Source organism: Cellvibrio japonicus Ueda107 (genome assembly GCF_000019225.1).
GTDB lineage: Bacteria > Pseudomonadota > Gammaproteobacteria > Pseudomonadales > Cellvibrionaceae > Cellvibrio > Cellvibrio japonicus.
This window is the reverse complement of sequence record NC_010995.1, coordinates 3,793,836-3,807,813: the sequence shown is the minus strand read 5'-3', so window position 1 is coordinate 3,807,813 and position 13,978 is coordinate 3,793,836. Positions and strand designations below refer to the sequence as shown.

The 13,978-nt window shown below is 55.8% G+C and carries 11 protein-coding genes; 3 read left to right on the top strand and 8 right to left on the bottom strand.

What is annotated here, in order from left to right; translation table 11 throughout:
- From CJA_RS15385 to clpB, 3 genes are all read left to right on the top strand, one after another.
- Complete coding sequence (locus tag CJA_RS15385; RefSeq protein ID WP_012488773.1) at positions 1-756, top strand: thioesterase II family protein; 756 nt, start codon at positions 1-3, stop codon at positions 754-756.
- 28 nt (positions 757-784) lie between these two features.
- Positions 785-2,068, top strand: a complete 1,284-nt coding sequence (locus CJA_RS15380) for an MFS transporter (RefSeq protein WP_012488772.1) — start codon at positions 785-787, stop codon at positions 2,066-2,068.
- 102 nt (positions 2,069-2,170) lie between these two features.
- Positions 2,171-4,828 (top strand): ATP-dependent chaperone ClpB, encoded by a 2,658-nt coding sequence (gene clpB, locus CJA_RS15375; RefSeq protein WP_041551614.1) that lies wholly within the window; start codon positions 2,171-2,173, stop codon positions 4,826-4,828.
- Positions 4,829-4,893: 65 nt separating this feature from the next.
- Here the strand turns inward: clpB and CJA_RS20045 are convergent, their stop codons facing one another.
- From CJA_RS20045 to CJA_RS15340, 8 genes are all read right to left on the bottom strand, one after another.
- A complete protein-coding gene (locus tag CJA_RS20045) occupies positions 4,894-5,121 on the bottom strand; it encodes a cysteine-rich CWC family protein (protein ID WP_158304076.1) in 228 nt (75 codons plus the stop codon).
- Between the two features lie 23 nt (positions 5,122-5,144).
- Complete coding sequence (locus CJA_RS15370; protein ID WP_012488770.1) at positions 5,145-8,063, bottom strand: DUF748 domain-containing protein; 2,919 nt, start codon at positions 8,061-8,063, stop codon at positions 5,145-5,147.
- 194 nt (positions 8,064-8,257) lie between these two features.
- A complete protein-coding gene (locus tag CJA_RS15365) occupies positions 8,258-8,590 on the bottom strand; it encodes a DMT family transporter (RefSeq protein WP_012488769.1) in 333 nt (110 codons plus the stop codon).
- Between the two features lie 66 nt (positions 8,591-8,656).
- Positions 8,657-9,196 (bottom strand): DUF924 family protein, encoded by a 540-nt coding sequence (locus CJA_RS15360; protein ID WP_012488768.1) that lies wholly within the window; start codon positions 9,194-9,196, stop codon positions 8,657-8,659.
- Positions 9,193-10,335: an ABC transporter permease gene (locus CJA_RS15355; RefSeq protein ID WP_012488767.1), complete on the bottom strand. Its 1,143-nt coding sequence runs from the start codon at positions 10,333-10,335 to the stop codon at positions 9,193-9,195. Before CJA_RS15355 ends, CJA_RS15360 begins: the two co-directional genes overlap by 4 nt.
- A complete protein-coding gene (locus CJA_RS15350; protein ID WP_012488766.1) occupies positions 10,332-11,528 on the bottom strand; it encodes an ABC transporter permease in 1,197 nt (398 codons plus the stop codon). Before CJA_RS15350 ends, CJA_RS15355 begins: the two co-directional genes overlap by 4 nt.
- Positions 11,513-12,520, bottom strand: a complete 1,008-nt coding sequence (locus tag CJA_RS15345) for an HlyD family secretion protein (RefSeq protein WP_012488765.1) — start codon at positions 12,518-12,520, stop codon at positions 11,513-11,515. Before CJA_RS15345 ends, CJA_RS15350 begins: the two co-directional genes overlap by 16 nt.
- Positions 12,517-13,899, bottom strand: a complete 1,383-nt coding sequence (locus CJA_RS15340) for a TolC family protein (protein ID WP_012488764.1) — start codon at positions 13,897-13,899, stop codon at positions 12,517-12,519. Before CJA_RS15340 ends, CJA_RS15345 begins: the two co-directional genes overlap by 4 nt.
- Between the last annotated feature and the right edge of the window lie 79 nt (positions 13,900-13,978).

Sequence of the window (13,978 nt, the reverse complement as noted above, 5' to 3'; positions counted from 1 at the left end):
ATGGATGGATTATTGGCAGTTGTTAAGAAGAATCCCAATGCAACCATAAAGTTATTTTGCTTTCCCTACGCCGGAGGCTCGGCGGCTATTTTTCAGCAATGGTCAAGATACATAACGGCTAATGTAGAGGTTATATGCTTACAGCTTCCCGGGCGCGGAGATAGATTGGACGATGACCTCTATAGGGAAATGGAACCCTTATTGGATGACCTGCTGCAGGAGATGATGCCTTGTATTGACCGGCCGTATGTTTTCTTAGGTTACAGCCTTGGTGCAAAGACAGCCTATGAATTGGCCCGGCGCTTACAGGCGCTTGAGTTTCCTGTGCCGGGATTGTTTTTCTCCATTGCCTCGCCTGCGCCGCATATCCCCAGGGCTAGTGCCCCTATCCATTTATTACCGGACGACCAATTTATTCATCGTTTGCGTGAGTACCAGGGGGCGAGCGATGATGTCCTGGACGACCCCGATGTTATGCAGTTATTACTGCCCGGATTGCGGGCGGATTTTTCTATTTTGGAAAATTATCGATATACGGATGCAACCAAATTGAAAACCAAGGCCTGTTTGTTCGGGGGCGCTGATGATATGGCGGTTCCCTATGGGCATTTGCATGCCTGGGCCGAGCATTTTACCGGGTCGGTTGAAAGCAGGGTTTACCCAGGGGGACATTTCTTTTTTGACACTTCATTGCAGCCGTTTTTACAGGATATTAATGTCCTGTTGAATACGGAAATAGCACTTTATCGTGCCTAGTTAATTTGCTACAGGAAATGCTATCAATATGTCGATGAGATTAATCAAGGATAACCGCAATTTCCAGATCCACTGGGTAAGCAGTTTGATTGCCCAGATGGGTAATTTTTTTACCGTGGTTGCCATGCCATGGTTGGCCCTTTCTATTTCCAATAATGACCCTGTATCCATGGCGACTGTCCTGGCGGCTGCCAGTTTACCCCAGGCGGTATTTCTTTTATTTGGCGGGTTGATTGTCGACAGGTTCAGCCCTTTTGGGGTGCTGTTTTCATCCCGGATTATTTTTGTCCTGGTTGTCATGTCCCTGGCAGTGTTGGTGTATTTCAATCAGGTTTCTCTTTATTTACTGCATATTTATTCATTTTTGCTCGGTACCTTAACCGCCCTGTCAATACCCGCTGCACAATCAATGTTACCGGGTATGACGCATCCGGATGATTTGGGGCATGCCAATGGTTATATGATGGGAAGTATCCAGGTAGCTCAAATCCTGGGGCCCCTTGCCGCCGGTTGGGTTATCTGGATGGCAAAGTATTATCGCGGAATACCCGAGTCGCACACCGATTCAGTTGCTATCGCCATTGCATTTTTTATTGATGCATTGGGTGTATTGATTGCCGTGATATTAATGTCTTTTATCCGGTTGAACACCATCCTGGCGAACAAGGATGGGATTTTCCACATGCTAAAGGAAGGGTTTGTTTTTTGTTGGCGCGATAAAGGTGTTGCTGTTGTATTGGGATATTTATTTGTCCTTTCCTTTTTCCTGCATGGCACCCTAATGGCCGGATTACCTGTGGTTGCCAAATTGCAATTAGGGCTCGATGAACGCGGTTATTCAGTGCTGTATGCCATGTTAGGCATAGGCACAGTTTTAGGGATCGTATTGGGCATGCTCATAAAACTCCCTTCCGTTAAGCTGGGCCTGTTGGTTATTTGCTGCGATATTACCGGCGCCTGGGGGCTGATTTTCCTGAGTACAGCAACCAGTTATATGTATGCTGCTGTAGCCCTGGTAGTCATTGGCATCCCTAACGGTTTTGTCATGGTATCCGGCACCACCTGGTTTCAAAAGCGTACACCAGCCCATCTCATGGGGAGGGTTATCAGTATTTTGATGTTCTCAATCCTGGGGCTGGTGCCCGTCTCATTGGTTATTACCGGTTGGTTGATGACCTCCTATCCCGCTACAGCGGTACTGCAAATTGCGGGGCTCACCATTTTATTGTTGGGCCTGGTCAGTCTGTCGATTCCGGGGATGCGTCGCATAGGTGCTACCCCGGTCGTGAAATACCCATTTGAGGTTACCTGATAAGGGTTGATATACATCAAATATCGTGATGCACGGCTATTGATTTTTTAGAGGCATGCCCCCAACTGCTGGTAAAAGTTAATGCCGTTATCGAGGTATTCCATGCGTATCGACCGCTTGACCAACCAATTACAGATGGCCCTGTCCGATGCCCAATCCATTGCACTGGGACAAGACCATAGCCAACTGGAACCTGTTCACCTGCTACTGGCCATGCTCGACCAAAAAGGGGCTGGCAGTGTTCGCCTGTTGCTGGCCCAGGCGGGATTTGACGTCGCCGGATTGCGCACTGCATTAAACGAGCAGTTGGAAAAACTGCCGCAAATTAAAAATCCCACCGGCGAAGTCACCATGTCGGCGGATATGGTGCGCCTGCTCAATCTGGCCGACCGCCACGCGCAAAAAGTGGGCGACAAGTTTGTTTCCAGCGATTCGGTGCTGCTGGTGGCCATGAATGAAACCCAGGGTGGAATCGGCGAGCTGCTGAAAAAACACGGCAACGCCCAGCGTTTGCAACAAGCCATTGAAAAAGTGCGCGGCGGTGACAAAGTCGAGGATGCCGACTCCGAGGGCAACCGTCAGTCCCTGGAAAAATATACCGTGGATTTAACCGCGCGCGCCGAAGCGGGCAAGCTCGATCCGGTGATTGGCCGCGATGATGAAATTCGCCGTACGATTCAAGTGTTGCAGCGCCGCAGCAAAAACAACCCGGTGCTGATCGGTGAGCCGGGCGTGGGTAAAACAGCCATTGTCGAGGGGCTGGCCCAGCGTATCGTCAACGGTGAGGTGCCTGAGGGCTTGAAAGATAAACGCCTGTTGGCTCTGGACTTGGGGGCGCTGCTCGCCGGTGCCAAATTCCGCGGTGAATTTGAAGAGCGCTTGAAGTCCGTTATTAATGAATTGGCCAAACAGGAAGGCCGCATCATTCTGTTTGTCGACGAGTTGCACACTATGGTCGGCGCCGGTAAGGCCGAGGGCGCCATGGATGCGGGCAATATGTTGAAACCGGCATTGGCGCGCGGCGAATTGCACTGCGTGGGTGCTACCACCCTCGATGAGTATCGCAAATACGTGGAAAAAGATGCAGCGCTTGAGCGCCGTTTCCAGAAGGTGCTGGTCGATGAGCCGGGCGAGGAAGATACCATCGCCATTTTGCGCGGCTTGAAAGAGCGCTACGAAGTGCACCACGGTGTGGATATTACCGACTCGGCCATTATTGCCGCCGCCAAGTTGTCGCAGCGCTATATCACTGACCGCCAGTTGCCCGATAAGGCCATCGACCTGATCGATGAAGCGGCCAGCCGTATCCGCATGGAGATCGATTCCAAACCGGAGGAAATGGATCGCCTGGAGCGCCGCCTGATCCAATTGAAAATCGAGCGCGAGGCGGTGAAAAAAGACGAAGACGAGGCCAGTAAAAAGCGCCTCGCCAAAATCGACCAGGACATCGACAAAATCGAGCGCGAATATGGCGACCTCGAAGAGATCTGGCGCGCGGAAAAAGCGGCATTGCAGGGCTCCCATGAAATCAAGAGCCAACTGGAACAGGCGCGCCTCGAATTGGAGGAAAAACGCCGCAAGGGCGACCTGGCGCGCATGAGCGAATTGCAATACGGCATTATTCCGCAGCTGGAAAAACAACTGGATATGGCCAGCCAGGCGGAAATGATGGAAATGAAATTGCTGCGCAACAAGGTCACCGACGAGGAGATTGCCGAGGTCGTTTCCAAGTGGACGGGTATTCCTGTTTCAAAAATGCTGGAAGGCGAGCGCGAAAAATTGCTGCGTATGGAAGAGGCACTGCATAAGCGGGTGATCGGCCAACACGAGGCTGTCGTGGCTGTATCCAATGCGGTGCGCCGTGCGCGTGCAGGCTTGTCTGATGCCAATCGCCCTAACGGTTCCTTCCTGTTCCTCGGCCCCACCGGTGTGGGTAAAACCGAATTGTGCAAAGCGCTGGCTGAGTTTTTATTCGATACCTCCGATGCCATGGTGCGTATCGATATGTCGGAGTTTATGGAGAAACATTCGGTGGCGCGTCTGATCGGTGCGCCGCCCGGTTATGTAGGCTATGAGGAAGGCGGTTACCTCACCGAGAGTGTGCGCCGCAAACCCTATTCCGTGGTGTTGCTCGATGAAGTAGAAAAAGCCCACCCGGATGTGTTCAACATATTGTTGCAAGTATTGGAAGATGGCCGCTTGACCGATGGCCAGGGGCGCACCGTGGATTTTCGCAATACTGTAATTGTCATGACGTCAAACCTGGGCTCGGATCGTATTCAGGAGTTGGCGGAAGATAAATCCTTTGACACGGTGAATTTCGATTTTGGTGTAACGGACAGCATGAATTCATCGCTCAATAACGAGAATCGCTACAACGCCATGAAAGACGCGGTGATGGAGGTGGTGGCGGGCCATTTCCGCCCGGAATTCATTAACCGTATTGATGAGGTTGTGGTATTCCACCCACTGGGGCGCGAACAAATTCGCGGTATTGCCGATATCCAACTGGCACAGCTGCGCAAGCGTCTTGCCGAGCGCGACCTTGGCCTGGAGTTGGATGCTGCTGTTATGGAGCGTCTGGCCAGTGTTGGTTTTGATCCGGTATACGGCGCGCGCCCGTTAAAGCGGGCCATCCAGCAATTGATTGAAAACCCGCTCGCCCAGGAAATCCTGGCCGGAAAATTCCCGCCTGGTGCGATCATCCATGTGCATGAACAGGGTGACAGGCTGGCGTTTGAGGCCAAGCGCTTGCAGTAGGTGAGGTATTGGTAAGCGTTTGGATTGCTGGTTAACAACAACCCGGTTTGTGTTGCGCTGGCGGCTTAGTCTGATGAGCCAGGGCAATCGAACCGGGTTTGTTTTAGCGGGGCTGCGCACCTGGGGCAGATACAGGCATGGCTAATGCCTGTGCGGGCGGCGCGAGTGCGGGCTTCGGCGCTGACAGGCTGCGTTTTACACCAGCAGTCCACTTCAAAGCTACCTTCGCTGGCGGGAGCGCATTGATTGGCCCCTCCGCAGAGGGGACAAAAGAGAGTGGGGTGTGGATACATAATCATGGCTGTGTGGGTTTCGCTTACAAGGTTGTGCCGGATAAGTCCCAGGTATTGTGCAGCTCTATTTTTACCGCGCGGCGGCGGCACTCCGCGGGGTTTTCTTCCTTACATTGGGTTGCGTTATTGATAAACACCCGTCCGGGGTCTATGCCGAATTTTTTTACCAGATGCTGCTTGGATGCATTGGCGCGGGATAGGGCCAGCTGCTGCAATTCGCTGTCTTGTACCGGTAGGGTAGCAATCCAGCTCTCAAACATTTCATCAGCGCTGAGCTTATCACCGTGGTTATCCGGCAGTGTGCGGTAGTGTTGTTTGACCGCGAGTTCCCAGCGATTATTTTTCTGTTTGATATCCTGGCTGTCTAATCCTGCGCCGGACAGGATGCTATTTGCCTGCAGGATTTGCAGGCCGCGCCTGTCGGATACCGGATCGTAGCGCCCCTGCAGGTCTATGCTGAGCAGGGGGCGTTTGTTAAGCGCATTATGCAGGGTATCCAGACGGCGATTCGCCGTTGCCAGGATGGCTTGCGAACCTGAATTGAACGGCAATATTTCCAGCTCTTCTTCGCTGTTAACCAGTTTGGCTAACAGGCGGAAAGGCGCGGAGACAATTTTGGTGAGTGTGTTTTTCAAGGTGCTCATCAGAATTTTGCTGATATCAAATTGCGGGTCGTTGGTATCGCCGGTAACACGCATATCCAACACCGCCAAACCGTTGCTGTCAGTTACCAGCGCCAGTGCAAGGCGAATGGGAATATCCATGGCCCTGGCACTGCGCACGCGCTCACCCAATTGCAATTTGTCCATTTCAATATGGTTATCGCCCAGGATACGTCCCTGCTCCAGGTGATAGTTCAGGTCGGCGGTTAACTGGCCCCGCTCAATGCGCCAGCCGGCATAGGTCGATGAGTAGGTGCTTAAGCCGCCCAGGTCCAGGTGTTTAAAGCGGAGTTCTGCTTTAACCATGGGATCGGCCAAAAAGGGTTGGGCTTCGCCTTTAAGGGATACCGGGGCATAACCATCGACATTACCGTTGAAAAGAAACCTGGCCCTGGTCCGGGTATCGCTCGATAAACCGGTGAGTTCACCGCCGAAGTTTTGCACGGCGGCAGTAAATTGCGGGGTCAGGCTGGCATCGTTAAAACGGAAAGACGCGTTATCCAATACCAACTTATCCAGTGCCACCGACCATGATGGCTCTGCATCCGTGTGAGTCGTAGCCTGGGGCTGCGCATCGCGGGTGGCGGATGTGATAAGCAAAGCATCTAGATTGGTTTTTCCCTCTTTGGTAATGATAAATCGACCATCCAGGCCGGATAGGGTTACCAGGGGAAGGTGCAGGCTTTCACGGGTCATATCAACTTGTGCATTGTCCCATCCCAAATGATCAAAACGGAGCGCGTCTTCCTGTTGTGAAGAGGGGGCGAGGACAAATTGGTTAATGGTACCTGTTGTCAGTATCTTGTCCGGTATTCCCTGGATCAGGTTGATCTGTGTCTGGGTATTGAATAGCCCTTGGGTGATTTTTCCAGCGATCAGAGTTTTCAGTTGGCTATTGGCCAATGCCAGTGGCAGTTGTTGCACATCCAGTGTGAGCTGGCCATCCAGTGTCACCGGGTTTAAGGTGCCGTGGATTGTTAGGGGCGTAGCCTCCAGTGCGATGGCTGACAGGGAAAATTGCGTATCGGTTTTGCCTGATAAAGCGAGCGGTGTGGCATCAATGCGCAAGCCCTGCAACCGAAGGTCGCGGTTATCCAGCTCGGCGAGTTTCCAGGTGATATCCCCCTCCAGTAATGCCAGGCTATCAATGCGAATATCCCAATCATTATTGTCGTTTTCAGCCGTGCCCGGGTTACCCGCATCCGTCGGGCTGGTAAATGCCAGTGCTTTGAGTAAACCGGACTCAGGGCCATTGCTCCAGGATTTCAGCAGGGGCTTATCCAGCGCAACACTCGCTATATGCAATTGTTGTTGCTCGCTATTTAACGACAGTTTTTCAAGCGACAGTTGTTCCAGTTGTAACTGTAAATCCTGCGGGTTGTGGCTGAGGATGGCAAACTGGTTAAGGGTGAGATGGCCATTATCAAACCCGTAGTGCACATCGTTTTTCCAATGGATACGGTAATCGCTATTGAAATCGATACTGCCGCTTTGCAAGTGAAAGCCCAGCTGCTGCTGCAGGTAATCGGTAACCGGTGAAAGTGGAAGTGCCTCTACCTGGACATTACCTTGGCTGTTATTGGACGCCAGTGAGACAGTGCCGGATATACGCACAGTGCCCTGGTCGCCCAGGTGTGCATTAAGGTGGTAACCCTGTCCCTCTTCATTGACGGTGGAAAAATTATCCAGGGTGAAGCGCAGGTCATTAATTGCCTGGCGGTAATCTGTGGTTGCGCGGTGTTCGCTGTAGCTAATGCGATCAATCTGAAGGTCGGTTTGCGTGATAAAAAACGGAAAGAGGGGGCTGTCGCCATCGTCTGCCATGACCGGGGTGGGGGCATCGGCGGCAAGCTGTGCACGGTGTTGCACAATGTCATCGATATTAAACAACCCCTTGTCTGATTGGCTGATATGGACCGCGAGGCCTTTCAGGGACAATTCATCCAATCCGGGGGCCAGGTTAAACACCGACTGCCAAAAAGCCAGGTTGATATCCGCGCGCTTGAATTGCCAGAAAACGCTCTGGTCCGGATTGCGGTCACTGGCATTCACAATCAGCAGGTTAAGCGTAAAGGGATTAAGGCTGATGAGATCGTAATGTAACTGGCGCCCCGTCTGCTCCCGGTACACCTTGCCGGCAGCATAGTTGAGTAATGGGGTCAGGATCATACAGCAGAGCAGAAACCAGCCCAGGTACAGATAGCACAGCCAGCGCAGGGCTTTGGCGAGTGCTGTATCCAGGAAAAACCAGTGTTTTAGCGTAGCGAGAGACGAAGACATAGATACCAGGGCAGGGCTGCTAGATTCACATTTACCAGACGTTGAATTCTAGCCTTTGTTCCCGGCGAATTCCGAATACCTTTACGTATTTTTTAGCGGTGTAGCGTCCATTTCACCGGCGTTGATCGGCCTGACGCTCAGTACACAGACGAAGGCTGCAGACATCGCCATCGCAGAATGGCGCACATAACATACTAATGCGCACTTACTTTCGATAGCAGGTTAAGCACCGCAACACCGCTCACAATTAACCCGATACCCACAAACGCCCACACATCCAGCTTCTGCCCGTAGAGTATCCAGGCGATAGCCGTCACCAGCACAATGCCCGCCCCTGACCAAACCGCATAGGCAATGCCAACCGGAATGGCTTTAAGGGTGAGCGACAAAAAATAAAAAGCAGCACCATAGCCCACTATCACAATCGTAGCGGGCAGGGTGTTGGAAAAACCATCGCTGGCCTTCAAGGCCGAGGTGGCAATCACTTCCGCGATAATGGCAATACTTAAAAAGATCCATGGGTTCATCGTGTTGTTCCTGTTAATAACGGTGTTGTACCGTTTTAAGCCGGTGATTATTGGGCGTGATGGTGTTTAAAAGCTGGAGCCAGGTTGCGTTAAAAAATCCATTTCTTCTGCGCTTGAGTTTCTGCCGAGGATTGTATTGCGATGTGGGTAGCGACCAAAGCGGTCGATAATCACCTTGTGTTTTAATTCAAACTCCAAATTGAGGGCTTCGCCCAATTGGGTATACAACGCAACCGCCTGCTGGTGGATCAGGCGCGATTCGCTGTGCATAAACGGCAAATACAGAAAGCTGCGCTCAACCGGGCTTAATGCCTGGTCAACACCTTGGCCAATCGCTGTTTGCGCCAACGCCAGCGCCTGGGCATCACTGGCAAAGGCGGCGGGCAGGTCGCGGTAAATATTGCGTGAGAATTGGTCGAGCACAATAATTTCGGCGAGTGCTCCTTTGGCATGAGTGCGCCAGCCAAACAATTCATTGCGCGTGGCCTGCTCATGCAGCCCGGTGAAACGTTCAGCGATGGTTTTATCCAGCACCTCATCTTTTTTCCACCAGTGGGCGGGGGTTAATTCGTTGAACCAGAAATCCAGAACGCTTTGGTAATTCATTCAATACTCCTTGGACTTGTTGTGCCGGGGCGGCGATAGCGCCACCAGGCCAGCGCGCCGAACACAATAATTAACACCAGTAAATTCACAATTTCCGGTGCTGCCTCGGTAAAGCTCGCGCCCAGTTGGTTGAACTTCACCATCACATTAATCCCCGGTGTGGAGGGGATCAGTTTCGCCAGCCACACCAACCAGCCGGGTGTTGCTGTCGCAGGCCAGGACAGGTTGGACAGGAAAAATAACGGCAGCGAGGTTACCAGAATCAATGGGTAAGCGCGCTCGCGGGTGCGGAAAAAACTGGCGAGGAATAAACCGAATGCCACTACCGCGCCGATAAATAACAGGCCGCCCAGCAGCAGGCCGGCGAGGTTGCCGCCCAGGGGATAATCCTGGTACCAGAACATAAACCCGGCGTAGTAGAGCATATTGATCAGGCCGACCAGCACGCAGGCGGTGGCAATACCCATCAGTTGGGGGGCAGAGAAAAACAGGCGCCCCTTCCGCTCGCGCCGGGTTCCGGCCATGACTGCAATGCCGATCAGCAGGGTTTGCTGGATGATCAGCTCCGCTACACCGGTGACCACGGCGCTGCCGTAACCTTCGCGGGTATTGAACAGCGGCCGCTGTACCAGGTGAAAGGGCGGCGGCGTGGCCGCGCCGGCAAAGGCGGCCTGCCTGATCGCCGCCTCGTGCGCGAAACCGCCAATGGCATCGCCCAATCCTGTCAGCACCCTATTGGTTCGCCCGAGGAAGGCGCCATTGCCGTAAAGGGCAATGGGCCCCGGATTGCCGCGCAAAATATCCCGCTCAAAACCGCTGGTGATCACCGCAAAACCCTCTGCCCGCATGGCCGCAACCTGGGCGGCGGCTTCCGCCTCACTTTCAACGATGGCAATCACATGAACGGCATTGACCCGTTGGATATGGCGTATCAGCTCCCGGCTGAGGGGCGTGCGATCCTGGTCGACAATCACCACCGGCTGTTCGCTGGCGACCTGCTGCCGGTATCCCATGGGATAGAAAAACGAGTAGAGGATGACCGCGCCCACCATCACCGTAACCACCGCCCGGTCTGCAAAGATGGCGCGAAAGGTGCCGTCAAAAGCGCTACGGAATCCTCGCAGGACAGTGCCGGTCATCGTTTCCCCCAACTGGACGGGTCGTAGACCGCCTGGCGGTAAGCGTGATAGCCGATAGCGCCCGGTATCAGGATAAATAACCCCAGCGCCCCCAAATGGGTAAAGGTCACCGAGGCCGGTGCATCCAGGTAGCGCTCGGCCGCATCCAGCTTCACATAGCTGGTAAAGGGCAGCAGGTAATGCCAGAGCCGGGCAAACAGCGAAGCGCCGTCGATAGGAAAGGTTGCCCCGCAAAACGCCAGGGATGTCCCGGCATAGAGCCCGACACCGGACAGCGCCGTGCCCATAGTGCGCACCACGCCGGACAGTAGCAGGCCAATGGCCGCGTAGGCGGCGTACATCAATACCTGGCCCGCCAGCAGCGCCGGCAGGGAACCGGGGATGCCATCGCCGCGGATCGCGCCCACCCACAACACCGCCGCGAACCCGTAAAGGGAAAACAACGGCACGTAGAGCAGCAACTTGCCCAGAATAGCTCCCGGCAAATGGCCGCCGGCCTGTTCCAGCCAGTGCCCGGCGGTGCCGTCGCGCAATTCGCGGCAACAGGCGCTGGTGACGGCCACACAGAGCATCAGGTGCAATATCGCCGGTAATAACAGCCCCAACAGGAACTGTTCAAAACTGCGCGCCGGGTTAAATAACACGCTTACCTGGGCGCTGACCGGCGCCGGTTTCACGCTGCCGGGGCCACGCTGCAAGGCGGTGTGTTCCAGCACCACCCGGCTTGAGAGGCTTTTTACGGCGGCATCAATATCACGGAAGGCGCTGGCGCCAGCGGTGGTAAAGGCAGCGTTATAAAAGGCAAATACCGTCGCCTGCTGGCCGCGCTGAACCTGGTCATCGGCATTGGCGGGAATATGGATCACCGCATCCACCTGCATGGCGCGCGCCAGTGACCAGGCATCGCTCAACTGCAATGGCCGTGCCCGTACATCCAGCGCCGGGGCTGCCTCCAGTGCGCGAATCAACTGCCGGCTGACCGGGCCGCGGCTGTCGTCCACTATCGCCACCGGCAAGGAGCGCGGCACGGCGCTGTAAAACATGGCTGCCAGCAGCGCCATGGCCAGCCAGGGAATCCAGGTAATCAGCGCCATATCCCAGGGGGAATTGCACAGGAATTGCCACTCGCGCCGGGCCGAGTTGACCAGGGAGAGGCGCCAGCCGGAGGTTGGGCGGGTCAGGGTTGTGGCCACGGGAAGAGCACACTCATGCCGGGGCGAAAACCGGTAATGGGGGCTACCGGGCGGGCGCGGACTTCAAAACTTTTCACATCGTAACCGGCGGATTGCCGGGTGGCCCGCCAGGTGGCGAAATCGCCCGCCGGGCTGATGAAGTACACCTGGAAATAAACGCCGGTCAACCCCAGCGCGGGAATATCGCCCTTGAGCCGGCGCGCCATACTCACGCCGCCAAACTGATCCTCGCGCAGGGTAAAGGACACCCACATATTGTCGATATCCACCAGTGTAAATACCGGGTAGCCGGCGGGCACCAGCTCGCCCACATCGGCCAGGCGTTTGCTCACTTCGCCCGCGCTGGGTGCCAGGCCCAGGGTTTCATCGCGGGCGGCGGTGACTTCCGCGACCGCCGCTTCGGCCTGGCGCACCTGGGCATTGGCCGCCTCCCTGTCTTCGCGGCGGGCACCGGCCAGAGCCTCATCGTATTGCGCGCGGGCCGCCTGGGTGAGCGCCTCGGCAGCAGTGGCCTGGGCCAGGGTTTCGTCGCGTTGCTGGCGAGTGATCACGCCCTCCTTGTGCAGGCGGTCGAGGCGGGTCGCTGTAGCCCGCGCCAGATCCGAGGCGGTTTTGGCCCGCTTCCAGTTGGCCTCGGCAGCGCGAATCTGCTCGGCGCGCGCGCCTTCCTCCGCCTTGGCGGCCTGGGCGCGGGCGGCATCCAGCACGGCATTGGCTTGGCGGAACCTGGCCTCCACTTCGGGGCTGGTGAGGGTAAATAGGGTTTGCCCGGCGCTCACCCGCTCGCCCTCGCGCACATGCAGCTCAGCGATGCGGGCGGAAATCTTGGTCGAGACTTTTACCGAATCGGCATCGGCCATAGCCTGCACCAATCCGGTTGCCGGTCGGAATGCCAGCCAAAGCCCGGCGATAACAATCGCCAAGGCCAGCAACACAGCCACCAGCAGTAGCAAGCGCGGGCGGGAAGCGGGGGTCAACAGCGTTCGGGTCATGGTGTAAGCACCTTGTCGGCCTTGCGGAGATAATCGCTATAACGGTCGGTTTGTCCGCTGACCTCCAGCAGTTGAACCAAGGCCAGGTCAAACTGCCAGGCAGCCAGGGCGCGATCAATACGGGTCTTGCCCAGTTGCAGGCGCGCATCAATCACATCCAGCGAGGTGGCTTGCCCCTCCTGGAACGACAGGCTCTGCAAGCGCAGGTTTTCCCCGGCGCTGGCCAGGGCACTGTCCAGCAGGGCAAATTGCTGGCGGGCGCTATCGGTCGCCAGCCAGGCGCGCGCCACGCCAATCTCCAGCTTGGTCGCGGTATCGCGCAAACTGTATTCCGCCTGCAACTGCTGGCTGCGCGCCGCACTCACCTGGCGGCTGCGATCCTTATTGGAAAAGAGGGTATAACTCACCCCAATCCCAAAAGCCCAATCGGATTCGGTCAGCAGCGCGTCCTCGCGCTTTAAATCGTATTGGCCGAATAAATACACCCGCGGCTGCCAGTTAGCCTGTTCAGCGCGCACCTTTTGCCGGGCCTGCTCGCCAATGGCTTTTAACTGCGACAAACCCGGATGGTCGCGCAACGCCGTTTCAACAAAATGCTCCACCGGTTCCAATGGCGCTTGCACCACAAACAGCGGCGAGCGCGCTTGCACCGGGGTATCGCTGCGCAGCAACCCGGCCAGCGCCGCCTCGGCACCACGCAAATCATTCATGGATTTACGGTACTCGCGCTCGGCGTTATCCAGTGCCACCTGCGCCTGCAACACCTGGGCGCGGGTCGCAAACCCCTCCCGCTCCAATTTTTGCGCATGGGCAAGGTGCTGCTGCAAACCCTCGCGCACCTCCAGGCGTACCGCCAGTACCTGCTGTGCCACCTGCTGCCCGAAATAGGCCTCCACCAACTGCACCGTTTCGGTTTGCGTAGCGCGCATCAATACCGCATCCGCCTCAGCCACCGCCGCATCGGCAGCCGCCTTGGCCGCACTGATCTGCCCGCCGGTCCACACCGGCATAGTCGCCGTCACAATCGGACGGGTGCGCCAATCGGCCAGTTCAAACTCAAGCGGATCGGGAATCCCAAACGCCTCAGCCACCGGCTCCAGCGACCCCAGCGGTAACTCAAGGCTTTTCTGGAAGCGCAAACGGCGCACATCCACCGACACCTCCGGATAAGCCAAACTCCGGCTCGCCTCCGCCAACTGCCGCCGATTCTCCACCTGGCTGCGCGAACCCTCCAGCGCATCGGACACCGCCAACAGGCGCTGCTGCGCTTCCTCAAAACTCAACACCAAGGGTTCGGCCTGTGCGGCCAGGCAACTGGATGCTGCAACAGTGCCGAGTATTAACAGCATCAGCCATTGGCATTTGGGGGGAATAGGCATCGCGTCTCCTGTCATGCCTGTTGTCTATGGCGTAATGGGGATTTCCCTGTGGGAGGGAATGATGGAGTTGAGTATAGCG

Excerpts from the sequence above, each read along its gene's own strand:
- CJA_RS15385 (WP_012488773.1), top strand. The coding sequence starts at position 1 with ATGGATGGATTATTGGCAGTTGTTAAGAAGAATCCCAATGCAACCATA.
- CJA_RS15380 (WP_012488772.1), top strand. The coding sequence starts at position 785 with ATGTCGATGAGATTAATCAAGGATAACCGCAATTTCCAGATCCACTGG.
- clpB (WP_041551614.1), top strand. The coding sequence starts at position 2,171 with ATGCGTATCGACCGCTTGACCAACCAATTACAGATGGCCCTGTCCGAT.
- CJA_RS20045 (WP_158304076.1), bottom strand. The coding sequence starts at position 5,121 with ATGTATCCACACCCCACTCTCTTTTGTCCCCTCTGCGGAGGGGCCAAT.
- CJA_RS15370 (WP_012488770.1), bottom strand. The coding sequence starts at position 8,063 with ATGTCTTCGTCTCTCGCTACGCTAAAACACTGGTTTTTCCTGGATACA.
- CJA_RS15365 (WP_012488769.1), bottom strand. The coding sequence starts at position 8,590 with ATGAACCCATGGATCTTTTTAAGTATTGCCATTATCGCGGAAGTGATT.
- CJA_RS15360 (WP_012488768.1), bottom strand. The coding sequence starts at position 9,196 with ATGAATTACCAAAGCGTTCTGGATTTCTGGTTCAACGAATTAACCCCC.
- CJA_RS15355 (WP_012488767.1), bottom strand. The coding sequence starts at position 10,335 with ATGACCGGCACTGTCCTGCGAGGATTCCGTAGCGCTTTTGACGGCACC.
- CJA_RS15345 (WP_012488765.1), bottom strand. The coding sequence starts at position 12,520 with ATGACCCGAACGCTGTTGACCCCCGCTTCCCGCCCGCGCTTGCTACTG.
- CJA_RS15340 (WP_012488764.1), bottom strand. The coding sequence starts at position 13,899 with ATGCCTATTCCCCCCAAATGCCAATGGCTGATGCTGTTAATACTCGGC.